Annotated in this window: 25 protein-coding genes; 14 read left to right on the plus strand and 11 right to left on the minus strand. The window is 44.0% G+C overall.

Going from position 1 to position 24,350, the window contains the following annotated elements:
- Positions 1–35: 35 nt before the first annotated feature.
- From topA to F551_RS0103425, 6 genes are all read right to left on the minus strand, one after another.
- Positions 36–2,615: a type I DNA topoisomerase gene (gene topA / locus F551_RS0103400; protein ID WP_018996076.1), complete on the minus strand. Its 2,580-nt coding sequence runs from the start codon at positions 2,613–2,615 to the stop codon at positions 36–38.
- A 183-nt stretch (positions 2,616–2,798) separates the two neighbouring features.
- On the minus strand, positions 2,799–3,920 hold the full coding sequence (gene dprA, locus F551_RS0103405) for a DNA-processing protein DprA (protein ID WP_018996077.1): 1,122 nt from the start codon (positions 3,918–3,920) through the stop codon (positions 2,799–2,801).
- A 21-nt stretch (positions 3,921–3,941) separates the two neighbouring features.
- Positions 3,942–4,562 (minus strand): glycerol-3-phosphate 1-O-acyltransferase PlsY, encoded by a 621-nt coding sequence (gene plsY / locus F551_RS0103410; protein WP_018996078.1) that lies wholly within the window; start codon positions 4,560–4,562, stop codon positions 3,942–3,944.
- 108 nt (positions 4,563–4,670) lie between these two features.
- Complete coding sequence (locus tag F551_RS0103415; protein ID WP_033404378.1) at positions 4,671–5,480, minus strand: alpha/beta hydrolase; 810 nt, start codon at positions 5,478–5,480, stop codon at positions 4,671–4,673.
- Between the two features lie 73 nt (positions 5,481–5,553).
- On the minus strand, positions 5,554–6,009 hold the full coding sequence (gene ruvX / locus F551_RS0103420; protein ID WP_018996080.1) for a Holliday junction resolvase RuvX: 456 nt from the start codon (positions 6,007–6,009) through the stop codon (positions 5,554–5,556).
- 45 nt (positions 6,010–6,054) lie between these two features.
- The gene (locus F551_RS0103425; protein ID WP_033404567.1) at positions 6,055–6,513 is read right to left on the minus strand and encodes a DUF6491 family protein; all 459 of its coding nucleotides are present in this window, start codon (positions 6,511–6,513) and stop codon (positions 6,055–6,057) included.
- Between the two features lie 185 nt (positions 6,514–6,698).
- Between F551_RS0103425 and gatC the strand changes: the two genes are divergently transcribed.
- From gatC to F551_RS0103465, 8 genes are all read left to right on the plus strand, one after another.
- Entirely contained in the window at positions 6,699–6,986 is a 288-nt protein-coding gene (gatC, locus tag F551_RS0103430) for an Asp-tRNA(Asn)/Glu-tRNA(Gln) amidotransferase subunit GatC (protein WP_018996082.1), read from the plus strand.
- A gap of 5 nt (positions 6,987–6,991) precedes the next feature.
- Positions 6,992–7,486 (plus strand): GNAT family N-acetyltransferase, encoded by a 495-nt coding sequence (locus F551_RS0103435; RefSeq protein WP_018996083.1) that lies wholly within the window; start codon positions 6,992–6,994, stop codon positions 7,484–7,486.
- A complete protein-coding gene (gene gatA / locus F551_RS0103440) occupies positions 7,483–8,961 on the plus strand; it encodes an Asp-tRNA(Asn)/Glu-tRNA(Gln) amidotransferase subunit GatA (protein ID WP_018996084.1) in 1,479 nt (492 codons plus the stop codon). Before F551_RS0103435 ends, gatA begins: the two co-directional genes overlap by 4 nt.
- 366 nt (positions 8,962–9,327) lie before the next feature.
- Positions 9,328–9,648: a hypothetical protein gene (locus F551_RS0103445; RefSeq protein WP_018996085.1), complete on the plus strand. Its 321-nt coding sequence runs from the start codon at positions 9,328–9,330 to the stop codon at positions 9,646–9,648.
- Between the two features lie 294 nt (positions 9,649–9,942).
- Positions 9,943–10,782, plus strand: a complete 840-nt coding sequence (locus F551_RS0103450) for an aldo/keto reductase (RefSeq protein WP_018996086.1) — start codon at positions 9,943–9,945, stop codon at positions 10,780–10,782.
- A 142-nt stretch (positions 10,783–10,924) separates the two neighbouring features.
- Complete coding sequence (gatB, locus tag F551_RS0103455; RefSeq protein ID WP_026296624.1) at positions 10,925–12,445, plus strand: Asp-tRNA(Asn)/Glu-tRNA(Gln) amidotransferase subunit GatB; 1,521 nt, start codon at positions 10,925–10,927, stop codon at positions 12,443–12,445.
- Positions 12,446–12,571: 126 nt separating this feature from the next.
- Positions 12,572–12,994 carry a hypothetical protein gene (locus F551_RS0103460; protein WP_018996088.1) on the plus strand — a complete coding sequence of 141 codons (423 nt, stop codon included), beginning with the start codon at positions 12,572–12,574 and terminating at the stop codon, positions 12,992–12,994.
- A 44-nt stretch (positions 12,995–13,038) separates the two neighbouring features.
- Positions 13,039–13,479 (plus strand): DUF1877 family protein, encoded by a 441-nt coding sequence (locus F551_RS0103465; protein WP_018996089.1) that lies wholly within the window; start codon positions 13,039–13,041, stop codon positions 13,477–13,479.
- Positions 13,480–13,519: 40 nt separating this feature from the next.
- Here F551_RS0103465 and F551_RS17260 read toward each other — a convergent pair whose 3' ends face one another.
- Entirely contained in the window at positions 13,520–14,317 is a 798-nt protein-coding gene (locus F551_RS17260) for an RcnB family protein (protein WP_081621149.1), read from the minus strand.
- A gap of 203 nt (positions 14,318–14,520) precedes the next feature.
- Between F551_RS17260 and arfB the strand changes: the two genes are divergently transcribed.
- Positions 14,521–14,937: an alternative ribosome rescue aminoacyl-tRNA hydrolase ArfB gene (arfB, locus tag F551_RS0103475; RefSeq protein WP_018996091.1), complete on the plus strand. Its 417-nt coding sequence runs from the start codon at positions 14,521–14,523 to the stop codon at positions 14,935–14,937.
- 12 nt (positions 14,938–14,949) lie between these two features.
- Here arfB and F551_RS0103480 read toward each other — a convergent pair whose 3' ends face one another.
- Both F551_RS0103480 and F551_RS16170 read right to left on the minus strand, forming a co-directional pair.
- Positions 14,950–15,903, minus strand: a complete 954-nt coding sequence (locus F551_RS0103480; protein ID WP_026296625.1) for an isopenicillin N synthase family dioxygenase — start codon at positions 15,901–15,903, stop codon at positions 14,950–14,952.
- 118 nt (positions 15,904–16,021) lie between these two features.
- The gene (locus F551_RS16170; RefSeq protein ID WP_233355199.1) at positions 16,022–17,038 is read right to left on the minus strand and encodes an O-antigen ligase family protein; all 1,017 of its coding nucleotides are present in this window, start codon (positions 17,036–17,038) and stop codon (positions 16,022–16,024) included.
- Positions 17,039–17,570: 532 nt separating this feature from the next.
- Here F551_RS16170 and F551_RS0103495 point away from each other — a divergent pair.
- Positions 17,571–18,614, plus strand: coding sequence for a glycoside hydrolase family 5 protein (locus F551_RS0103495; RefSeq protein WP_018996095.1), 1,044 nt, complete (start codon positions 17,571–17,573; stop codon positions 18,612–18,614).
- 11 nt (positions 18,615–18,625) lie between these two features.
- On the opposite strand, the gene F551_RS0103500 is transcribed toward F551_RS0103495, so the two are convergent.
- Positions 18,626–19,759 carry a hypothetical protein gene (locus tag F551_RS0103500; protein WP_081621150.1) on the minus strand — a complete coding sequence of 378 codons (1,134 nt, stop codon included), beginning with the start codon at positions 19,757–19,759 and terminating at the stop codon, positions 18,626–18,628.
- Positions 19,760–20,167: 408 nt separating this feature from the next.
- Here F551_RS0103500 and F551_RS0103505 point away from each other — a divergent pair, with 408 nt between their 5' ends.
- Positions 20,168–20,440 carry an SEL1-like repeat protein gene (locus tag F551_RS0103505; RefSeq protein WP_018996097.1) on the plus strand — a complete coding sequence of 91 codons (273 nt, stop codon included), beginning with the start codon at positions 20,168–20,170 and terminating at the stop codon, positions 20,438–20,440.
- Positions 20,441–20,475: 35 nt separating this feature from the next.
- On the opposite strand, the gene F551_RS0103510 is transcribed toward F551_RS0103505, so the two are convergent.
- Positions 20,476–21,192, minus strand: coding sequence for a polysaccharide biosynthesis/export family protein (locus F551_RS0103510; RefSeq protein ID WP_018996098.1), 717 nt, complete (start codon positions 21,190–21,192; stop codon positions 20,476–20,478).
- 94 nt (positions 21,193–21,286) lie between these two features.
- Between F551_RS0103510 and F551_RS0103515 the strand changes: the two genes are divergently transcribed.
- The 3 genes from F551_RS0103515 (at position 21,287) to F551_RS0103525 (ending at position 24,349) form a co-directional block, all read left to right on the plus strand.
- The gene (locus tag F551_RS0103515) at positions 21,287–22,777 is read left to right on the plus strand and encodes a GumC family protein (protein WP_018996099.1); all 1,491 of its coding nucleotides are present in this window, start codon (positions 21,287–21,289) and stop codon (positions 22,775–22,777) included.
- Between the two features lie 119 nt (positions 22,778–22,896).
- Positions 22,897–23,607 carry a P-loop NTPase family protein gene (locus F551_RS0103520; protein ID WP_018996100.1) on the plus strand — a complete coding sequence of 237 codons (711 nt, stop codon included), beginning with the start codon at positions 22,897–22,899 and terminating at the stop codon, positions 23,605–23,607.
- Between the two features lie 52 nt (positions 23,608–23,659).
- Entirely contained in the window at positions 23,660–24,349 is a 690-nt protein-coding gene (locus tag F551_RS0103525) for a Crp/Fnr family transcriptional regulator (protein WP_018996101.1), read from the plus strand.
- Position 24,350: the final 1 nt, after the last annotated feature.

Raw genomic sequence — 24,350 nt, forward strand, 5'->3', positions numbered from 1 at the left:
CCAATGGTTGTGCATAGCTGGCATGCGCGTTTAGTTTAAGTTGTAGCCTTTTTGGCAGCGGGCTTTTTCTTGGCGGCCGTTTTTTTCTTCGCAGGAGCTTTTTTCTTTTTAGCACCTTCTTTTGCGTTGATCAGCTCAATGGCTTTTTCCAGTGTAATTGTTTCTGGTGTAAAGTCCTTGGGCAGAGTCGCGTTTGTTTTTTGGTGTTTAACATAGGGGCCATAGCGACCATCAAATACGTTGATAGGTTCATCAGTATCAGGGTGCTTGCCCAACTCTTTAATTGGTTTGGCTGCACTTCCGCGACCGCCACCTTTCGCATTTTTCTCAGCAATCAAAGCAACAGCGCGGTTTAATCCAACCTCAAACACTTCCATTGGATCCGGCAGGTTTGCATATGTTTTTAGGTGCTGAACATAAGGCCCATAGCGCCCGAAATTAGCGTACATCATTTCGCCATCTTCAGGATGTGGCCCGATCTCACGCGGTAGATTGATCAGCTTGATTGCCTGTTCCAATGTAAGTGTTTCAGCACTCCAGCCTTTCGGAATAGAGCCGCGCTTGGGTTTTTCTTTTCCTACTGGCTCTCCCAATTGAACATATGGACCAAAGCGACCTGTTCTTAAGCTGATGTCTTTTCCTGTCTCCGGGTCTTGCCCTAGGAGTTTTCCATCAGGAGAAACAGCGTCTTCTGCTTCGGTGCCATCCGTTGTGAAGGGGCGTGTATGACGACATTCTGGGTAGTTCGAGCATCCAATGAAAGCGCCGTTGCGGCCCAGCTTCATAGAAAGCTGACCTTCCTTACAAAGCGGACACAAACGCGGGTCTTCACCCGTTGGCTCGCCAGTTTTTTCGTCAATTTTGGGTGGGAAGATTTTCGGACCAAGCACATCGTTTAGAAGGTCGAGAACATTTGTAACTCTTAGTTCTGAAACTTCTTCGATTTTAGCTTTGAATTGCTTCCAAAACTCATCAAGGAAAGTCTTCCATGCAAGTTTGCCATCGGAAACAAGGTCGAGTTTTTCTTCTAATTCCGCCGTGAAATCATATTCCACATACTGACGGAAATAGTTTTCAAGAAAGATCGTTACCAAGCGGCCTTTATCATCAGGAACGAAACGGTTTTTCTCCATAACCACGTAGTTGCGATCGCGCAGAGTGGATAGGGTGGACGCATAAGTTGATGGTCGACCAATGCCCAACTCTTCCATCTTTTTCACAAGTGATGCTTCTGTGAAACGTGGTGGTGGTTGTGTGAAGCTCTGGTTCGCATCAGCTTTTTTCAAATTGATCGCATCGCCAACATTCATCGCAGGAAGGCGTTTGTTATCATCTTCTGATTTGGCGTCATCTTTGCCTTCCTGATAAAGGGTAAGATAACCATCAAATTTAACAACCTGACCTGTTGCTCGGAGAACGGCATTACCGTCTTTAGATTTTAGATCAGCAGTTGTGCGTTCCAACTGAGCTGTTGCCATCTGTGAGGCGACAGCACGTTTCCAAACCAATTCGTAAAGTTTTTGAAGATCAGTATCTAATCTTAGATCAGAAGGGTGCTTCATAAAGTCAGTCGGACGAACGGCCTCGTGCGCTTCTTGAGCATTTTTGGCTTTAGAAGAATAAACACGAGGTTTTTCCGGTACATATGGCGCGCCATGACGTTCTTTAATGGCGTCTCTAGCTGCATAGATAGCTTCTTGGGCCATTTCTACACCATCAGTACGCATATAAGTAATGAGACCCGCTTCATATAGTTTTTGCGCTGCTCCCATCGTGCGTGAAGCATTAAAACCAAGCTTACGAGAAGCTTCTTGCTGAAGCGTAGATGTCGTGAATGGTGGAGGTGGGTTTGATTTAACTGGCTTAGCTTCTACGGATTTAACCGTGTAGCCTCCCACGCGGACAACTTCCAAAGCTTTGTCTGCTTCTTCCTTGTTTGGAAGGGAGAATTTCTGAACCTTTTTGCCGTTCAATTCATAAAGGCGAGATTCAAATTCAGCATTTGAAACCGAGTCCATTAGACCTTTTACTGTCCAATATTCTTCAGGCTTAAATGCTTCAATCTCCATTTCGCGTTCGCAAATCAAACGCAATGCAACAGATTGCACGCGGCCAGCAGAACGAGAACCGGGGAGCTTGCGCCACAAGACCGGTGAGAGGTTGAACCCTACAAGGTAGTCGAGTGCACGGCGTGCGAGATATGCATCGACTAGCTCTTGGTCCAGAGCACGAGGTTGATCCATCGCTTCGAGGATAGATTTTTTTGTGATCGCATTGAACACTACGCGTTCAACGGATTTGTCTTTCATCAAGCCGCGTTTACGCGAAAGTACATCCAGAACGTGCCATGAAATTGCTTCTCCCTCTCTATCAGGGTCGGTGGCGAGTATCAGGCCATCGGCTCCTTTTAGAGCGTCAGCAATATCTTTGACGCGTTTGTTTGATTTAGTGTCGCCTTCCCATTTCATCGCAAATTCATTGTCGGGATCGACTGAACCATCCTTAGAAGGTAAATCTCGAATATGCCCGTATGAGGCGAGAACGATGTAGTCCTTACCCAGATATTTGTTGATGGTTTTGGCTTTGGCCGGGGACTCGACGACGACGACTTGCATAAAATAATTTCTCCCGGCGAAAAGCAGATAGGGGGTGATATATATGAAATCCACCCCGAAGTATTGAGGGCGGGAAATTGGTGGAGTGTAGCAAGAAAGTCAATTAATCAATTAGTGACATTTTGCAGCAAACCGCAAAAAAATCGCTTGGAACGCGAATTTTGGAATGTTTTTTATTGTGGATTAGTCAATTATTCTGCTTGCAAACCCGCCAGCATGTGTTTCTGCAAAACCATCTAGTTCCAATTCAGTAAGCGCTGCTTGAACTTCTCTAAGTGGTGCACCAACAATACGCATTATCTCTTCTATATGGGTCGGTGTCGGTGAAAGTGCAATTTTTAGCGATTCGATTAGATTAGAGGAGATTTCAGGAATTTCTTGAGCTGAATAGGGCTCTGTAGATGGTTCTAATAGCATGGGTGGCGAGGAGTTTTCTAATGCAGCAATGACATCATCTGCATTTTCAACAAGCCATGCACCTTGTCTGATGAGATTATTTGATCCGCGAGTGCGTTCATCAAGTGGGGAGCCTGGGATGGCCAAGACTTCTCTACCTTGTTCAAGGGCAACTCTTGCTGAAATCAGAGAACCAGACCGAGTTGCTGCTTCGGCAACTAGGACCGCCATAGAGAGACCTGTAATGATGCGATTTCTTTTGGGGAAGTCTCTTGCTGTTGCGGTGTAGCCAATTGGCATTTCGCTGACAATTGCGCCGCGGTCCAATACTGCGTTGTATAATTTAGCGTGTTCTGGTGGATATATTGCGTCAACGCCGCCAGCTAAAACACCAATAGTATATCCATGCTGGAGAGCTGCTGCATGAGCTTCGCCATCAATGCCACGCGCCATACCCGAAACGATAGTGTATCCAGCATTTGATAAATCACTTGAAATATCGCGTGTGAGTTTTCTACCCGCGGCAGATGCGTTTCTTGAGCCCACAATTGCAATGCCGGGTTTTAGAAAAGCTTCGTGTTTTCCGCGAACGCAAATCATAGGTGGCGGTGGATTTAATGCGCTTAATGGGAGGGGGTAGTCCTCTTCATCGTGTGCGATGAAACGGGCTCCCATTTTCTCTCCCTTTTCCATTTCTTTGTGAATGGAAGATATAGGTGGGACTTTGAAATTCCGGCTTTTCCCAGCTTTTGTTGCGAGATTTGGTAGTGCTTCCAAAATTGCATCAATATCGCCTTTAAAACGCGCCATAAGCTGGGCGTATGTCATCGGTCCGATATTAGATGTACGAAGTAGTTGAAGGCGTTTTGCGCGCGCTTCATTATTAAGTTGCGTATATTGTTTTTCCATCAGTCCCCCAACTGAATTGAATTATTCGGCAGATTTCTTTTTCTGGCCGATCTTCTCTTCTGTTCCAGCTATTAGGCGTTTGATGTTTTCACGGTGCCTGTAGAATAAAAGTATTGATAAAGCGGCTGTCACACAAACAGCAAAAATATCTCCAATCAACCACCAAGTGAATACTGGTAATAGTGCAGCTGTAACCAATGCAGCCAAAGAAGAATAACGAAATGCAACTGCAATGGATAGCCAGCTAATGGCAAAAGCAATTCCTACTTGCCACATAATCCCGAACAACATTCCGATGAAGGTCGCAACTCCTTTACCGCCTTTGAATTTTAGCCATACAGGGTAGCAATGCCCCACAAAAGCTGCAGCTCCGGCCAAGAGGCCCGAATGAAAATTGAAGACAAGGCTAAAGATTGCAGCGGCTATTCCTGCTTTCCCAGCATCTAGCAATAAAGTGGCCAATGCGAGATCTTTGCGACCTGTCCGCAAGACGTTGGTCGCACCAATATTCCCTGAACCAATGCTGCGAATGTCACCCAAACCTGCCGCTCTTGTGATTACCAACCCAAATGGAATGGAACCAAATAAATAGCCACCTAATATTGCTAGGGCATAAGTTAAGGCAATGGGCAGTTCTAGCATATTCATTCCAACTTGTTGCGTTGATATTTAAATCAACAAAATAGCTTTACCTACTCACTTCATCGGATGCAATAGAATGAAATTTACAGAGTTTCCACAACGGGATAATTATTGAGGGGGGCCTTGCTGATTATTACGCGTGGGTTTGTTTTTATCGCCGATACATGAGATCAACATCTCAATAAACTCATCAGGGCGTTCTCGGTATATGGTGTGGTGGCCAGGAAGAGTGCGTATGGTCCAGCCACGTTGTTCAGCGCGGTGCCACGATGCGTCTGCTGCTCGCGCCTCTTTGGTCATGCCTTCTGGAATGAAGGCAACAAAAGAAACACTCAATTTCTTAGCATTAGGGTTTTTGTAAGAAACTGGCGAAGTATAAGTTTTGTGTGGGTGGGGTACGTCTTTGGGATAGTGGCCTTCTGGATTTAACCAGTTGAATAAGATCTGATGATCTCTAATTTCCAAACTCTGCATCCAGTCAAAATTCAAGTCCAGTACACTCATGCCATCTTCAAGAACCATCGCGTCCAGGAAAATGACATGTTTGATACGTTCGGGAATACGATCCATGACTCCAGTGATGACAGCGCCGCCATAGCTGTGCCCCGCTAAGATTACATTGTCCAATTCTTCAAAGATGATTGTGTTTACAATATCTTCCACGTGAGTGTTTAGATCTATGTATTCAGCGGGCAAGTGCATGCGTTCTCCTAATCCACTGAGAGTAGGCCGATAGACCGTGTGACCTTTGGCTTCCAGTTTACCAGCAACAGTTTTCCAATCCCATCCGCCACCAGTGGAACCGTGAACTATGACAAATGTTTCCGATTTGCCCGTCTGAGTAGGCTCTTCACTGTGCATAGAAAGGGGGAATAGCATGCCAAGGCTGCATAGAAGACTTGCTATCAAATGTTTCAATTCTTTCCTCCTTAATTTGTGATTGGAGGAAAGTTACGAGGTTACTTCGATTTAGTACAGACCATTAGAAAAACTAACCAGCCGCCAGTCGATCAATTGCACCTTGCAAAATGTATGACGCAGCCATTTTATCAACGACTTCAGCTCTTTTAGCGCGACTAGTGTCAGCTTCCAATAGAGTTCGTTCTACGGCGGCGGTTGATAGTCGTTCATCCCAAAAAGCGATTGGGACATCTCTTTTTTCAAGAATGTTCCGCGATAAGGCTTTTACGGCTTGCACGCGCGGTCCGTGGCTTCCATCCATATTGACCGGTAATCCCATGACCAAGCCAACACAGGATCGCTCATCATAAAGTTCAAACAGACGGACTAGAGAAGGCGCAAGTTTTTTGCCTCTCTTTATCGTTTCAAGCGGGCTAGCAATGGTGCGTGTCGTATCTGCGGCAGCTACACCTATTGTTTTTGTGCCAGGGTCCAGCCCCAATAGGGGGCCAAATGGTGGAAGTTCATTTAGTTCAACAATTGCCATCTGGTAGGTGTAAATGCTGAATGTTGAAATTCAAAGAGAAAACTCTTACTGGGTTTGCTCTTTTTCTGAGCTTTCTAATTCAGCTGATGTCAGCGCGTCTATGTCATATTCATATATGTTGGTAATAAAGCACTTCATTGGAACTCTATCACTCGTGGATGGTCCAAACACGCTTTCAAATGCAACGAGTTTATCACCGCGTGCAATACAGCTAGAATGTTGATCAAAGGCGATAGACTGAGCATGTTTAAGGTTGAAACATCCACCAGATACTTTGAGTAAATGGCGTTTATTCACTCCTGTACTAACAACTACTGTATTGCGCGTTGTCTCTCCAAAGCCGTTGATGCCGTTGCCACGACATACACGTTTAACTTCTTCCCCAATTCGCGGGTCTTCCAGACTAAATTCGGTGAACTTTGTCGTACTGTCATCGTTCGTCGCACAAGCGACTAGGGCAGCAGAAGCCAGAAATACTGGAATCAGTTTTGAGTATTTTTTCATGGCTCTAATCTCCTTGGGCTTTTGAATAAAAAGCATGAAGTCGTTGTACAAATAACGTCTCATTTTGCCCATTGGGTGTCAAATCAACAATGAATCGGAAGAAGAATGAACTATATACTTGATCCGAGCCTCTTCTGGTCGTACCTCTCGCAACTGGTAATCAAAGTTAAAGAGGCAAGATTGGGATGAGCGTCACCCCGGATGATGTGCGTAAAGTTGCACGTCTTTCTCGTATCAAGATTTCAGATGAGCGTGTTGAGCCTATGGCCCAAGAGCTAAATGGCATCCTGAATTGGATCGAACAGCTCAATGAAGTAGATGTAGAAGGCGTAGAGCCAATGACATCTGTTGTTGAAATGAGCTTACCAATGAGAAAAGATGAAATCACGGACGGAAATCGGTCCGATGAAGTTTTGGCTAACGCGCCCAATTCTGCTGATGGTTTCTTTGTCGTTCCGAAGGTTGTGGAATAGGCAAAATGCGTGAAGAAATCGTCCTATACGAAGCAGATCCGACATCAAAAGATGGACGGGAGCTGATAGCTGAGTTGGATGATTATCTTCTAACAATATATCCTGAGAGTGTTTGCTATCGTACGCCACCTGAAGACATCAAAAAAGACGGTGTGTTTTATATAGCGAAACTAGATAATGAAGCAGTGGGATGCGGAGGATTGAAAGAAAACGATACTGGTGGGATTGAACTCAAACGAATGTTTGTTAGGCCTGGATTCCGCGGAAAAGGTATTGCTTCTAAGCTTCTCAACAGACTTGAGCATCTTTCAATTGAGCAGGGATATAAATCGATATTTTTAGAGACAGGACCTCCGCAAATTGAAGCAGTAAGACTCTATTTAAAGTCTGGATATTTCAAACGCGGCCCTTTTGGGGGATATAAAGATCATCCCCTGAGTATTTTTATGGAAAAACGGTTCGATAACGAGCCGTATCAATCTAACGGGAGCGCTTCGTGAGCGATCTTACTAAACTAACACTGACTGATGCTGTTAAAGGTCTTAAAGCCAAAGAGTTTTCTTCTCGGGAAATAACTCAAGCGCATTTGGATGTGATTGAAAAAGCCAATCCAGCTTTGAACGCTTTTACTGAGGTGACTTCTGAGCATGCATTGGGAATGGCTGATGCGGCAGATACAAAATTGGCAAAAGGTGAAGGTGGTTTGTTAGCGGGAGCGCCATTGGGCGTGAAGGAGCTTTTCTGTACAAAAGGTGTTCGTACGACCGCTTGTTCTGACATTCTATCGAACTTTGTACCGACCTATGAATCAACAGTGACGCAAAATCTCTGGAATGAGGATGCTGTTATGTTGGGAAAACTCAACATGGATCAGTTTGCCATGGGGTCTTCCAATGAAACATCTTGTTTTGGGAATGTAATTAATCCGTGGCGTCGTGAAGGTGAAGATACTCAACTAGCGCCTGGTGGATCGTCTGGTGGATCCGCAGCTTCTGTCGCGGCAGATTTGTGTTTGGCAGCAACAGCTTCCGATACTGGTGGGTCCATTCGTCAGCCAGCTGCTTTTACTGGAACTGTCGGCATTAAGCCAACATATGGACGCGCCAGCCGCTATGGTATGGTGGCGTTCGCAAGTTCACTTGATCAAGCAGGGCCTATTACAAAATCTGTTGAAGATGCCGCTTTGATGTTGGAAATTATGTGTTCAGCTGATGAGAAAGATTCAACTTCGCTCAAAATTGAAACACCCAAATGGACAGATTCACTTTCAAATGGTGTGAAAGGGATGAAGATCGGTATTCCAAAAGAATATCGCGTAGATGGAATGTCCGATGAGATCGAAGGTTTGTGGCAACAGGGTATTGAGTGGTTAAAAGCTGCTGGTGCTGAGATTGTTGATGTTTCATTACCCCACACAAAATATGCATTGCCAGCTTATTACATCGTTGCGCCAGCAGAAGCGTCTTCCAACTTAGCGCGTTATGATGGCATGCGTTATGGGGTTCGACAGGAAGGCGACAGTCTGGACGATGTGTATTCAACCACTCGTGCTGAAGGATTTGGTGACGAAGTTAAGCGTCGTCTGATGATTGGTGCATATGTGCTGTCCGCGGGTTACTATGATGCATATTACTTAAAGGCTCAGAAAGTTCGCCAACGTATTCTTATGGATTTTGAAGAAGCATATAAAGAGTGTGACGCGCTTCTAACACCGACCTGTCCATCAGCTGCATTTGGTTTGGGTGAAAAGTCTGCTGATCCAGTAGAGATGTATTTGAATGACATTTTTACCGTGACAGCGAACCTTGCTGGTCTGCCAGCAATGAGTTTACCAGTAAGCTTGGATAAGCAGGGGCTTCCTCTTTCTCTGCAGGTAATCGGTAAAGCGCTTGATGAAGATACGTGTTTCCGCGTGTCTAAGGTGATTGAAGACGCAGCTGAGTTTGATGCCAAAGCATCAAACTGGTGGAGCTAACAAATGTTAGTCTTTTGACTTAGATCAAAAGAACCAAATTTATAGAATTATCTTTTAGGCAGTGCATTACATATGCGCTGCCTTTTTGGTTTGACGCCCAATTAAAAAAAACAACTGGTTTCAATGAAATTGAAGGTGGATGCATCTGCCCAGAACTCGTCAGTGTATTTTTTTGTTAAAAATTAGTAATTTTGTGTTGAGCTTTTGCAAATAACCTGTTCATCTAGGCGTGAAGACTCTTTTGGGGAATTGTCTTTCAAACTGAAAATGAACTGAAAGAAACTATGTCATTTTCTGTACTTAAGGTTAATCTGTGAATTCCACAGGTTATTCGTGTGGCGTAAGTAGAGTTTGGGAGAGTACAAAGTGTTGTTTGCCTCTATATCGGCATTGTCGCTTACTTTGGGCGTATTGGTAAGTGATCTTGAACAAGGCGGAAATCAACGTGCGAATGCACTTCAGCTAGTGAACACAGAGATTTCGGGAATGATGGATCCGGCTCAGGCAGGTCCGAAAAATGCCCCTCCAGTTTGGTATGATTGTGTCGCGCAAGTGTATGAGAGCGGGGTGCTAGAGCGTAAATTAAAGCGCATGGCTCGCGATGATGCGTTGGTGGACATTGAAGTTGGCGGCATTGTTCGTCGTACAATCAACGATCTCTGCGCTGACGAATTGTTCGAAAATTAATTTATCAGATAATTATGTGCTCCATTCTGTAAGTCGCTCAATTAGTTGAGCGACTAAAGGTTTTTGCACCTGAATTTTCAAATTGTATATTCGTGGTATATACAAATGTTGCGTTTGAGTGGATTTGTGACTACACTGAATGTATATTGTTCTGATTGTAGGGCTTTTCAGCCAAACAATATCAGGCTTTAAAAGAGGCAATGTTCGCTGCGGCATTGGGATTGGTTCGTCGTAAGTTGTGAAATTGATCGCGGCTTATTGAGAAGCAAAACAAAAATTGAGGAGTGAGTATAAATGACACTCACCACAACTCACTTTGGTGTTGATTTGCCGCGTATTGGTCTTGGGACGCGTGGCCTGACTGGAATTACTTGTCATTCAGAAGTCAGCAAGGCTCTAAAGCTTGGTTATCGCTACATTGAGACAGCGCAAATCTATAATAATGAAAGACAAATTGGTGCAGCAATTAAAGATTCAGGCGTTGATCGAGACGAGTTGATCGTGTCGACCAAAGTATGGATCGATGATTATAGATTGTATGACCTGTTATGGTCCGTTCGCGAGAGCCTAGATCGGCTGCGCTTGCAAAATGTAGATTTTCTGATTCTTCATTGGCCGAATGAAAAATACTCATTGCACCGGACAATGGATGCAATGAATGAGGCAAAAGAATTAGGGCTAACAAAACATATTGCTGTCGCTAATTTTACAGCGCCTCAGTTCAAATCGGTTTCTGAATACTCTGAGAACCCAATTTTGTTCAATGAGATTGAATATCACCCCCTGATCAATCAAAATCGGCTTATTGAAGCAACGCAAAGTACCGGTGCCGCAGTGGTGGCATATGGGCCGACTGCTGATGGCGAGGCACTCAATCATTATGAGATTTCGCGCATTGCTTTAAATAAGAAGAAGACCAAATCTCAAATTATTATGAGATGGTTTGTGCAGCAAGATGGCATTGTTGCGCTGCCAAGATTGACGAGACGTTCAACGCTTGCCGAATGTATGGATGTGTTCGATTTTGAGCTTAGCGACGAAGAAATGCATAGCATTGATAAGTTACGTGCTAACAATCGACGATTGTTTGATCCAGACTTCGCGCCCGATTGGGATGCAGTTGTAGGCGGATAAGCACTTTTTCACTGATTAAGCTGGTAGATTCTCAAGAAATCGCATGTGAATGGATTGAAAAATCTTTCGTCATCGGGTCAAACAGATGAATGGATAAGCTGCTTATCTTTATGATTCAATTTCAACTATACTGGCGAAACGCATGTCGGACCGTAAACCACTAATCATTTCTGGAGTAACTGACGATTGGGAGGTGGTCATGGGCCTTGAGGTTCATGCCCAGATCACATCGAATTCGAAACTGTTCTCAGGTTCTTCTACTCACTTTGGTGCGGACCCTAATAGTAATGTTTCTTTAGTGGATACTGCTTTGCCGGGTATGCTGCCCGTTATTAATGAGCATTGTGTTGAGCAAGCTGTAAGGACAGGTCTAGGACTAAATGCCAAGATCAACCTCTTCTCTCGGTTTGACCGCAAAAATTATTTCTATCCAGACTTGCCTCAGGGCTACCAAATTTCTCAATTCCAATATCCAATTGTGGGTGAGGGAGAGATTGAAGTTGAACTAGAAGACGGTCCTACAATTACCGTAGGTATTGAGCGTCTTCACATGGAACAGGATGCTGGTAAATCCATCCACGACCTAGATCCAAACGCGACATATGTTGATCTCAATCGGTCAGGCGTCGCGCTGATGGAGATTGTTTCAAAGCCTGATATTCGCTCACCTAAAGAAGCGTCAGCTTATGTGAAGAAATTGCGTTCTATCGTTGTGGCGCTTGGCACGTGTAATGGTGTGATGGCTGAAGGTAATCTGCGTGCAGATGTGAATGTGTCTGTTTGTAAAGTTGGTGGTTATGATAAATTCCGAGAGACAGGAGATTTCTCACACCTTGGAACGCGTTGTGAGATTAAAAACGTCAACTCATTCCGCTTCATTGAGCAAGCAGCTGAATTTGAGGCACGCCGTCAGGTTAACTTGATAGAAGACGGTGGTGTCGTTGATCAGGAAACGCGTTTGTTTGACGCTGAAACAGGTGTCACACGGTCTATGCGTTCCAAAGAAGATGCTCATGACTATCGTTATTTCCCAGATCCCGACTTATTGCCGTTGAAGCTGACGCAGGAATATGTGGATAATATCAAAGCCAATCTTCCAGAGCTGCCTGATCAAAAGAAAGAGCGCTTTGTCAGTGAGTATGGTTTGAAGGCTTACGATGCTGGTGTACTTGCCGCAGAAGCGGATAAAGCTGCTTTCTTCGAAGAGGTTGCTAAAGGCCGTGATGCAAAAATGGCGGCAAATTGGGTAACTCAGGAATTGTTTGGATATCTGAACAAATTTGACCTTGAGCTTGCTGATAGCCCTGTATCTTCTAAGCAATTAGGTGGATTGATCGATCTGATCGCGAATAAAACCATTTCTGGTAAAATTGCTAAAGATGTGTTCCAAAAATTGATCGAAGAAGATGATGCAGATCCGGCGGTAATCGTTGAAAGAGATGGCCTTAAACAGGTTACTGATACTGGAGCGATTGAAAAAGTTGTAGACGAAATCATGGCCGCTAATCCTGACCAAGTTGAGCAGGTAAAAGCTCAGTTTGCTGAAGGGCATAAAAAGCCTAAAGCGTTGGGCTGGTTTGTAGGGCAAGCGATGAAAGCTTCAGGTGGTAAAGCCAACCCGCAAGCTGTAAATGAGATTTTGAAACAAAAACTCGGTATTTAATTTTTTTATTAAAGACATTGAAAAGGATAAGGCTGAAAACGCCTTATCCTTTTACTTTGGGGAATCTACCTGCACCACTTTGAGAACAAATTTTAGTGTGAAGGGTTCAAGTGGAAAGATGTTTAAATGATGAGTTACGAAGCATTTCTTTTTGATATCCCCAAGATAAAAGAAGGGCTCGAGAAATACAAATCGAGACTACCTTCTAATGTTGATGAGATGTATGAAGAATTTGAGGTGTTAATACATCATATTTTGAGGTGTCACCCTAGAATGGACGAATTAATTCACCTGTTCTCAAACAATGAAGGTGAAAGAATAGACGATGGTGGGTTTTGGGGTGATTTTCACATGTATGTAACACTTTATTATGACGGTAAAGGTTACTCAGCACCGATTTATACTGCGAAAATACCGTCCGCTGTTTTTGGAGTTATACGCGGAGAGGTGTCTTTAGAGGGGGGCGAACTTAAAAGGGTATATATGCCCTTTTTGCAGTATCAGCCCAATGAGCCGCATAAACCCAGAATGAAGTTCGGGGATTTATGAACTTGTTTTTGAAAGTGTAAGAAGTATCTTTTTGGGTGACTTTTATGGGTATGACCGCAATTGCGTACGAAGTTTCTATGGAAACTTATCGTGAAGTTTTAGATAATGGGCTTGAGCATTTAGATACCGAAAACGCTGCATCACATGATTTAGATAAAGCGTGGCATGCTATTTCATTTCTCGCTTCTGGTCTCTCCGAGCAGGGTTTTAAACTTGGCGGGACGACTGTGGGTGAAGGAGAGGGACAATTTGTGCTTTTTACCACTGAAGAGGTGGCGGGTCTTTGTCAATCTCTTGAAGATTCTAAAATCGAATCCCTGTTATCAAAGTTTGATGCGGGTGAATTTAATGAGAAAGAAATCTATCCCGGCACATGGGATAGTTGGTCCAGAGATGGGTATTTGAAACCGGCTTTGATAGAGTTTTCTAAATTTGTTCACAGCGCTAATGATAGTGGAAATGTAATAATAGTCGTCATCTGCTAAAAAGGCATCCTGTGTTGAGGATGCCTTTGAAAATTGAATATTAGTAGCGATGCCGTCTGTCGTGGCGATAATGGCGGTGGTCATTGTCGTCATCAGCGATAATGGCACCAACAACCAATCCAATTATTGCGCCGGTCGCCACTGATGCGAGTATCGCATCTCCCCGGTCATGGTCTCTCACCCAGTGGTGACCGCGTGGTGGTCTGTTTAATCCATATCGGTCATAATTGCTGATCACTACACTTGATCCAGATCGATTGTAATGGCCGCCAATGTGGTAACGGGAACCTGAATGATCAGGGCAATATAAATGATCATAACCGCTATGGTGATGGCCGTGGTGACGTGAACCATAATAGCGTCTATTTCTTGGGTAGCTATTGTGGCTGTAGCTCCAATAAGGGCGGTTTACACGATGCCGGTTGTAGGAATGTCTGCGATATCCGTCATTGTATCGTCTATGTATTGAGCGGTTATCGGTGCGTCGATAATTTCTATCGCGATGAGCATTGTAGTTATGGTCAGCGTGTGCCCAATGCCTACTATAACTATCATTGCGATAGCGCCCATTATCGTGTCTGGTTTCTTCGCGATGGTGTCTTCGCGCACTTTGGTCGTGATCATTGTCGCGATGATGTCTCGTGTCACGGTCGCGATGTGAATTATGAAATGCCTTGATTGGAGATTTCTCAAAGCTTTCTTTGGAGCCCATTGAGGGAGCGCCAGCTAATTCGCTTTCGGAATAAGATTGGGCAAAAGAAGTCGGTATTATGAGAAGCGACGCAGCTATGAAGCTGGTTGCGCCGACTTTGAGAAGAAATGTCTTTTTTGAAGCCATGAACAGGTGCTCCTGTTATTTTGCTTTTAACTTGCTATTGAATGCGTCAAAAGCGATCGTGCACATTTAGTGCCTTAAAGTACAAAGACTGCGCTAAGAAGTATGAACTCAATATGAATGCGAGCCAAGTATACCATCACATATGAGTGAAGTGAAATGTATGTTTTGGCTTGATTAAGCAGAATGAGATTGCATGTAATATTATGACGAATATAGCTTTTTTAGATATTGAAGATTTTTTAGACGAGAGCTTTATTCGTGCAAGTGGGCCGGGCGGGCAGAATGTAAATAAGGTGTCGACCGCGGTACAGTTGAGGTTCGACTTTGAGAAATGTGACACAATTTTAGAGTCGACCAAACGTCGAATGCGGATGAAGTTATCATCTAAATTGACCAAGGACGGGGCACTTATAGTAAAAGCGCAGCAATTTAGAACACAGCAGCAAAACCGAGAGAATGCACGCGAACGCTTATTGGAAATGCTCAACGAAGCTGCTCACAAACCTAAATATCGAGTAGCGTCTCGTCCTAGTTTATCTGCAAAAAGGAAGCGGGCGGATAGTAAGACGAAACGCGGCAAAGTGAAAAAACTTCGAGGTAAGGTCAATCCACACGATTGAACCCATACGAAGCTAGATTAGATTGATTTCCCTTAACCGCTGCAGCAAGAATTCATGCGCGGTAATGCTCTCTGGGTAACGGTCGGGATTGTCATCTGAAATACATGTTTCAAGTGTTTTGATTTCAAAGTCTGGCTTGAAGTGCGCAAAGAATGGCGTCGAATATCTCGCAAATTTTGAGCGTTCTGGTTTCGGATTCACAACACGGTGAAGAGTGGATGGCAGTATGTGGTTGGTTAGGCGTTCCAGCATGTCTCCAACATTGACTACTAAACATCCAGGAGGAGGCGTGATCGGTAGCCAGCGACCGTCACGATCTTTTACTTCCAATCCACCTTCTTCAGCGCCTAGTAGCAGCGTGATAACATTGATGTCGCCATGTTCCGCCGCGCGAACTGAACCTTCAGGTGGAGGCGTGTCTTGAGCAGGATAATGAAGAAGGCGCAGCACTGAATTTCCATTTTCCATCGCGCTATCAAACCAGTTTTCCTCAAGATTTAAGTAACTTGCAATTGAGGACATGATTTTGATGCCCAGCTCATCCATAGCATCAAACATTGCGTAAGTTTGGGTGTGCCAGTCTTCAATTTCGTCAACAGACACATTGGGAGGCATGATGTTGAGGAATTCGTGATTTTCTGGAAGGTCTCGGCCGATATGCCAAAATTCTTTTAAATCAATGTGTTCTGCATCTTTTGCTTTTTCTTGTCCAAAAGGAAAATAACCGCGTTGGTTTTCTTTTGTGTGCGTATATTTTGCCTTGGCGTCTTCGTTCATGGCAAAGAAGGTTTTGGCCCTTTCCAGCGCAGTGTCTAGAACTGTTTGATCCAATCCGTGATCAGCCAGAACAGCAAACCCGTATCGTTTAAAACTGTCACCTAAAGCGGTCGAAAATGCATCTGGGGCATTATCTCGTTGTTTCATGGAAACGGGTTCAATAGCTGAGACGATGGCGTCTAGGGACATTTTAATCTCCGACTTTGGAAAACAGCGCATTCATAATGCGTTTGATCAAAAAAGGATACCACAAAAGTGTTCAACGACGGAAAGGTGCAGATTGTCACAATCGTCAGGTCGATTGACGTTACCTTTTCCGCGTTGTTCGAGGAGGTTGGGCCCAATATGGAGCGGATAGCTGAGGAGTTTCCGATTCTGGAGATACTCTTTTTGCAACTAGAATGTAGGAGATATAAAAGAAGAACAGTGCAGAGGCATGCGTGTTTTGCAACATTAACAAACTCTCGGATAATGAGAACATCACCATCTGAATGACAAAGAGAAACAAAAATGGTCCGTGCTTACCCGTTGCCAATACACCTGCCTTGAGAAGAGCAAATAAAGTCACGCATATGATCAATATCAGGCCGGGATATCCAAGGTCTAACCCAATTTCCAACCAACTATTATGCGCAGTTGGCACTTCCCATTGTAAGCGATCAACAATGTAGGAAACTGGCCCATTTTCGGTGACCCAGAACGCACCATATCCGAAACCACTAAGAGGGTTTTGGTTGATCAGTTCAATTACAATTGCCCAAATATCTGTTCTTCCGGTGAAGGTTAGATCCTTCCCAATAAGAGCAACAACTGCTTCTGGAAAAAATGTTAGGATGGAAAAAGCTATTCCAGTGAGGCTTATACCGGCCCAAAACGCGATGAGCCCGAGAACGGGAGTTCGAATTGCTATTTGGTAAAATAAAACCCCAATGTAGGGCAGTGTTGTTGCAATAAGTGCTGTTTTTGAAGTCGATCCCAATATTAGCAACCATGAAAGCCCCAGGCCTATCCACCATATATTTTTTCGTTTTCCCTTTTCTGTGCGTCCGTCTAGGAAGATCAGGGCAAGAAACAATAAATTTGCACGTGCCATCTCACCACCGAGGTGATTTTTTTCAATTAGGTATCCGCGCCAAGCCCCATGATGAAGTTCAGAGTGAATTCCTGCTTGAGGAACTCCAAAAATAATAAGAAGATTTAGAACACAAATTGTGGCCCACGCCCAGCCGACTATCTTTAAGGTGTCGAGAAGCGGCGCTCTAATGGCAAGATAGAACCCAAACATGAATGTAAAGCTGAGCGCAATAACACGCCTCTGCGTCATATCTGGGTCAATCGAGCCACTTATAGAGGCTATAGTAAGCCCCCAAAGGATAAGCAGAGGCCAGAATTTTAAACAAGCCGATAAAAACTTCCTGATATTTAGAGCGATTAACCCCATCAGGGCGAGATATGTGGGAAACCATGAGGCTCTCGCCAGAGGTCCAATGTCTTGGACAATCATGGTGGGTTTCTCCGATGGAGGGCCCATCAATAAGGCAATCCATAATCCCGAATAGGTAAGGACAATGATGAATAGAGCAATGCGCTCTAACGAAATCCAGTATTTTTTGGAGTTGGTAGGAGTGCTATGCCATTTAGAAATATGCGTATCGTCGGTTAGCAATCCACAAGTGCTCCAGTTAAAGGTATTTTGAAGTTTCTATAACTTCATTGGTTTGCGAACAGTTGCAAGAGAGTAGATATATATAAAAGTATGGAATACTGAGAAATTACAGATGCCAATTCTATGTTTTTCCTCAAGAGTGACATAAAGACATTATCAACAAGATGTTGGTGCCGAATGAGGGATTGTTGTGAAAAAGACTCCATCAAGAAAAAGTATTGCAGGACTGTTGCTAAGTGCAATCATGAGTTTTGGGTGTTCTGCGGAAGAGCAACACAATTCAACCTCTGAAAACGAAAGCCCAATTTATCAATTACCCCAATCCCCCATTTCAAAGTGCATTAATGTTGGGAATGCGCTGGATGCACCGAATGAAGGTGATTGGACTTATCGAATTGAAGATTATCATTTGAAAGCAATCGCGGATGCTGGCTTTGATACTGTTCGGGTTCCAATACGTTGGTCGGCTCATGCGCTAGCCACAGCTCCTTATACAATCGATCCGGTGTTTTTTGATCGCGTCGAGCACGTTGTTAATACCGGTTTGGATTATGGATTGCAGGTCATAGTCGACGTTCATCACTATGATGGAATAATGCAATCTCCTGATGAACATTATGAACGTCTGGATCAAATGTGGAGACAAATTGCAAAGCGGTTCTCAGGTCGTGGCGATCGAATTATTTTCGAAGTGCTCAATGAAGCACACACCGAACTTACAAATTCGAAGTTGGCGAAACTAAATTCCAAGGTTTTGACGACGATACGAAATAATGCAGGATCTGAACCTTGGATTATTCTAGGCGGAGATGAGTGGGGGAATTTATCGGGCATTGAAGATGCTCGGTTTCCTGATGATCCGCGGACAATCCTCACCTTTCATGATTACAGTCCATTTCCGTTTACCCACCAAGGCGCAACCTTTACGGTTGAAAAATATCCTTTGGGCAGGGAATGGGGAAGTGAAAAAGAAAAGAAAGAACTCAAAGCGCTATTCGAAGATGCTCAAAAAATTGGGAAAAAGTGGAACAAACCCTTATTTATGGGGGAGTTTGGCGTAATCGATGGCGTGCCCAATTCCTGGCGCGCTGAATATATAGAACAATATCGGCGTAAAGCTGAAGAGGCGGGTATCGGTTGGTGTCTGTGGGATTTTGGAGCATCATTTGCCATTTACGATGTGAGTACTCGTGAATGGGAGCCAAAAATTTTGGATGCATTGATGTCCCAGTAGAAATTGCAAGATCAATTATCTAATGGAAAGGGGCGAAGGCAAAACGCATAGTCTCCATCTAGTGGGGTTTGGAACCAAATGTTTCTTAGGTTCTCACTAGAATAGCCTGAATAAAATGTACCGTGAGCGTGATTGTAAGGGCCGTTTTTAATGTTGGCAGCACTTAATTCGGGGACCAACGCGTTTATTGTAACTTGTCTTACATGAGGTATTTGCAGTTTTTCCAAATTCAATTCTGTCGCAATGGATTTGGCGGCCCGTATTAGGTCGGGGAATGTTTGTGCTTCTTTGCCGGGAAGTGAGATCAAATCAATTACACTTAAAATTGGCGCAGATATCTCCGTTTCTTTGGAGATGACAGCTAACAACCAGCCTTCAATCCCTTCCGATCCTTCAAATGTAATGAATATCGGTGGAATTTTGAAATCTGGGTTACTCAAAACCCAATTGATGGTCTTGCTGCTTCGATTTGTGTACAAATTGTCTGAGTGACGAAGCTTTGCCCAGAAAGCATCAATTTCGTTGCTGCATTCCGTGTGATCTGCGATCAGGTTTGTGTTGTTTGGAAGTTTAAATGCGCTAGCCGCCAAAGGGGGGACTTTACCAAATCTCTCCTTACCATTGCGAGAGTTCCTAAAATTACTCATCATATGATATCGGCGGCGTAAGCCTGATGTAATATACAGACCTGGATTAGTAATCCATTGCAATACGATGTTTGCCGTTGGTTCGAATAATGAGATGTTGTTTTTTATTCGTGGATAAATTCGGGCCGCGATTTCATTATTGTTGAGAGTGTAAGAACCAAACCCGACATTCTGCTTAATAACTTCTCTAATGAGTTTTATGCCGACATGCAGTTGGTTGGGATGGGCAATGTGCGAGTGTCCTGAAACAGCCTTTAAGGTTTCTCCCTTGTGTGAGAAGTCCTTCACGCAGCATCCAATAAAGCCAACCACCTCTTCATTTTGGTTTTGCACGACAAATCCAGGGGAGTGTGCACCCTGAGCGGGATTTTCTTCAAATAACCATTTCCATCCCAGTTGCGAGCGCTCTGCGAACCAAGCAGACGCCAGCAAAGAGTTTATTGCGTTTGTGTCGTCCAGCTTCACAGGCCTAATTTTTTGGGAGGAATTCGTGATCATGAAATGAGTGACGTGTTCGCGTATATAAAGCTGGCTAAAATCAAAAATGAAGTGACTTGTTATGGGGGCGAAATTTCAATTCTTCAACTAGTTTTATTTTCCAAGGTAAGATGTCACTGTTTCCGTAAACTATATTTTAAACTGACCTAACATGGTAAATACACAGCAGTGAAATTTTGAGTTATCAAGTAACAATTTGATAATTAGGGTTTCTATTCAAATAATAACAAAAGAAAATTCTTCGACAACTAGGGATATCTAAGTATTTAACGTTGTAATTAACTATAGATCAATAGAGATTTTGTTCAATGCTTACATCGCCGGAGAAGGTGATGGTTTATGGTGGAACGGCTCTAAGTTCAGTGGATATATCCCGATGAAGAGCCAAATTGTCGAAGGAAGACACAAATGGCTTATGCTGATGTATCATTGGAAGCTCCTGAAGCGGGCTTAACAAAAGACTCTGCTGGTGAAGAACTTTACCGGATTGGACTTATGTATTCTACAGGAATGGGAGTTGCAGTTGATTACGTTGCAGCACACAAATGGTTTAACCTTGCCGCTGTTAAAGGCGTTCGTGAAGCACGTGAACAGCGTCGCGAAATGGTTGACTACATGTCATCTATAGAACTACGCCAAGCACAACGCGCTGCTCGCGAGTGGATGCAAAAAGCACACTAGTGGGGCTCGTTGACTGCGTATTGAGTAGTAGGGCGCTAGAAGCGATCCTCTCCTAAGTCGTAGAAGAATGAAAAGTTGATTGGCAATGCACCCAAAATGTATTGCTGAATGAATTGGTTTTCATTTGCGATACGACTGCGAGATACAAATACGACATCGAACCTTTTAAGTGGTCCAATATCGAGTTTTCTCGGATCACGAAGTGCGTTTTTCACATCGACGACACGTGTCATGATTTGGCCGTCGCGATCGCGACGCAATATAATGACCTGTTCAGGTTTGGAGGTTTCTCTCCAGCCGCCAGCAAGAACGATTGCTTGAAGTGGGTCGATTTGACCTGGCAAAGGGAAAACGCCAGGGTTATTGACTTCACCTCCAACAAAAATTTGCTGTGAGGCAAATTCTGTGGGCGTAACAGTAAGAGAAGGATCCACCAATTCTCTTGCATAAATGCGTTCCAGAATTTGCTTTAGCTCTTGCGCAGATAAATTAGCTACAACCACAGGGTCCATTAAAGGTAGACTTATGCGGCCATCTGGCGCTATTACCACCTCGCGATCAAGTTCTGGCGCGTGCCGGAAGGTGACGTTCAACCTATCTCCAGGGTAAAATCTGTAAGCGGTATCGTCTTGAGACCATTGGGAAAATTTGGTCGCAGGGAAGTTGGGCGCGCTTGCATCAGGCTGTGGTGTCGAACATCCCGAAGTGAGGACGAAGCTTGATGCGAAGATGGGTAGGAGCTTTTTCATCATGATGCTTTCTTATTGCATCTCTTTTGGATAATAAAATATTAAGGCAAATCAAGCCACAAACAGTGAAGTTTTATAAATACAGCAGAATTAGAATATGACGCAAGCCAATCAAACTGCACAAATGATAGATCGCCGCGAACAGCGTGGTGTAAATTTGCGCGTGCGCCCACGTTTTGGACTTGGCGATGTATTGCTACAATTGTGGCGATCATTGTGGATTATGCTGCTTGTATTCATTCCACTATTTGTCCTTGGGATCCTGTTTGCAACGACATTACCGAAGAACTACATCGCTGCTGGAACCATGCAGGTTACATTCGATAAGCAATACATTTACGATCCATTAGTTGGGGATGCTGGTCGCGGTGTCTCTATTGATGCTGAAGCCGTTGTGAGCGCTGAGGCAGAGAAAGCAAATTCTCCTATTTTAGTTCGCCGTGTATTGGGATCATTGGGAATTGAAAATGTTTATCCCAAAATTGCTGCGGAAATTTCTGAGACGGATAATGTTGAACGAATTAGAAAGCTAGAGACAGCAGCTTTTGAAGCAATGAATTCAAATTACTGGGCGTCTCACGGAACAAAGTCACCATTGCTTACTTTTGCATTTAAGCACGAAGATCCTAAAATTGCTGCAAATGTTGTGAACCACTTTCTTGAACAGTTTATGGATTACCGTGAAATTGGAACGGATAAAGTTGATATTGAAGCTGTTGCGGGTCAGAGACGTCGAGTAGGAAGTTCTTTGGAAGATGCTGAAACGGCTTTACGTGATTTTCTCGTGAAAAATAACATTGGTGAGTTTGAAGCAGAAAGAATTACTTTAGCTGAGACGTTAGCTAATTTGCGGACCGAATTCCTCAGTGCTGAAGCTCAAGCTAAAGAAAGTGAAGGGCGGTTAAATGCTCTGAGAGCTATGCTGCCTGAAACACCGGAAACGATTGCGTTGCATGTAGAAACCGATGCTGCTCAACGCCTTCTTGATCTCCAGTTAGAACGCGAACAATTGCTTTTAAGGTATTTGCCAGACAGCCGCGCTGTGCTGGAGCTGGATGCCCGTATAGCAAGTATGAAAGCTCTGCTTGAAAGTGAAGATAGCGGTGTGCGTAGAACAGGACCAAACCCTGCCTATCAGGAGTTAGTTTCAACCATTACTTCCGTTCGCACTGACATGGATGCCGCAAATTCAAGAGCAGCTGAATTAGAACGTCAAATTTCACAAGTTTCAGCGCGCCAGCGTGAATTCGTCAAAATTCAACCTCGCTACAAAGAATTGAGCAGAGATAGAGATGTGTTGGAAACAGCGATGGTTGAGCTTGCGACACGAGAAGAAACCAAGCGAGCCGAAATAGAAATTTCCAAAGGCTCAAGTGGAAGTGTCGTCATTCTTGATAGAGCGCTACCACCTACAAAAGGATCTAGCATGAAGCTTCCTGTTGCGCTGGCAACTTTGCTATTTTCTGGATTTACAGCGTTGATCGCTGGATTATTGGTTGCATTTAGTCGTAAAGGGCTATCAACACGTCGTTCAACTGAGAAGACAATTGGTTTGCCAGTTGTTGGGGTGACGTCAAAACAAAAATAATTGCCCAGTTAAAAAAATGCGGGTGAATAGGAATGAAGCGGCCTTTCCATATATTTAACATAGTCTCTATAGATTGAGCGTTAGATTGGCTGCCAGAGTGGGTGTAGTATTTTAATACCATGAAAGATTTACGCAAAGATCTAACGGAAACATGGCGCGTTGCCACGCGTGCACCTGTGGACAATGGTGGCCGTATGATCATGTTCATGTCAGCTTTAGAAGGTGAAGGCACATCAAGTGTGGCCGCATCGTTTGCGATGTTGGCAGCACAACGGGCACGTAAAGGTGTTTGGCTTGTAGATTTGAATCTGATGGGAGGTCGCCTCTTTAAAGCATTTGATCGCGGTGGAGAATTTGTCGACACTTATGGTCAAGTTGGACCGGCTCATAATGCTGAAACTGCAGGCTCTTCTTTTTTCTCAATCTCGCCACCACCACCTCCACCACCTGCTGGTCAAAAGAAAGATGCGGGCTTATTCGTTATGCATCGTGTTGGTGATACAAAATTGCTTGTTTCTCGTTTTCGGAAAGAGCGCTTAGAGGCTAGTGCGCAAGTTCGCATCAAAACGGGTGAAGATTATTGGAAAGCAGTTCGTGAAATTGCGGACTGGATAATTGTTGATGCGCCGGCTTTAGAAGCTTCCCCAGCAGGATTGGCGATATGCGCACAAATGGATGCAACTGCACTTGTTGTTCGTGCAGATAAAACGCCTGCAACCGAGGTTTCTAGGCTCGGTCAAGAAATTGAGGGCCATGGTGGTACATGCATGGGGGTCGTTCTCAATGCGACTAAATTTGATGCTCGTATTGCGGATGAAATTTCGGGCTAATCTTATAGCTGTTTTACTAAATTGAAGCGTTAAAGAGAGGCAGGAGGTTTCAATGGATCTAGATATTGATGTCCTGCTAAAAAATGATACGTGGCTCGCCAATATTCCTACCAAAGTGCGCGCTGAGTTTGTGTCAAATATTCGTGTTAAAAATGTTGCTCCGGAAACCATTATTTTCTCGGAAGGTGATGAGCCAACCGCTTTTCTGGGGTTGCTCTCGGGCGAAGTAGGAATACGAAAATACACTTTTGATGGCGATGAATCCTTACTTACAAAACTAACTCCAGTGCATTGGTTTGGGGAAATGTCATTTCTGGATGGTCAACCTCGAACTCATACCGCCATAGCACTTTCTGAAGTGACATTAGCGATGGTAAACAGAACTGACGTTCAGCGAATGTTGAAAGACCATTCATCGCTTTTTCAGGCATTTGTGATGCAGTTATGCCATCACACACGTCTTTTGTATTCAGCCGTCGACGATTTCATGTTGATGTCGCCAGAAAGGCTGCTTGCCAAGCGAATGTTGGAACTTCTTCAACAATCAAAACACGATCAAAGTGTAGAGTGTAGTCAAGATGAATTAGCGCGACTGGTTGGCGTATCAAGGCAAAGTATAAACCGCACGCTATCGCGATGGGAAAGTCGTGGATTGATTGAGCGTGGTTATGGAAAGATCAACGTGTTGTCCAAACAAGCGATAGAACGCGTGCTGGCCGGGCAATTCGGCAAACGATCTTAAT

This window comes from Hirschia maritima DSM 19733 (assembly GCF_000378345.1).
Lineage (GTDB): Bacteria > Pseudomonadota > Alphaproteobacteria > Caulobacterales > Hyphomonadaceae > Hirschia > Hirschia maritima.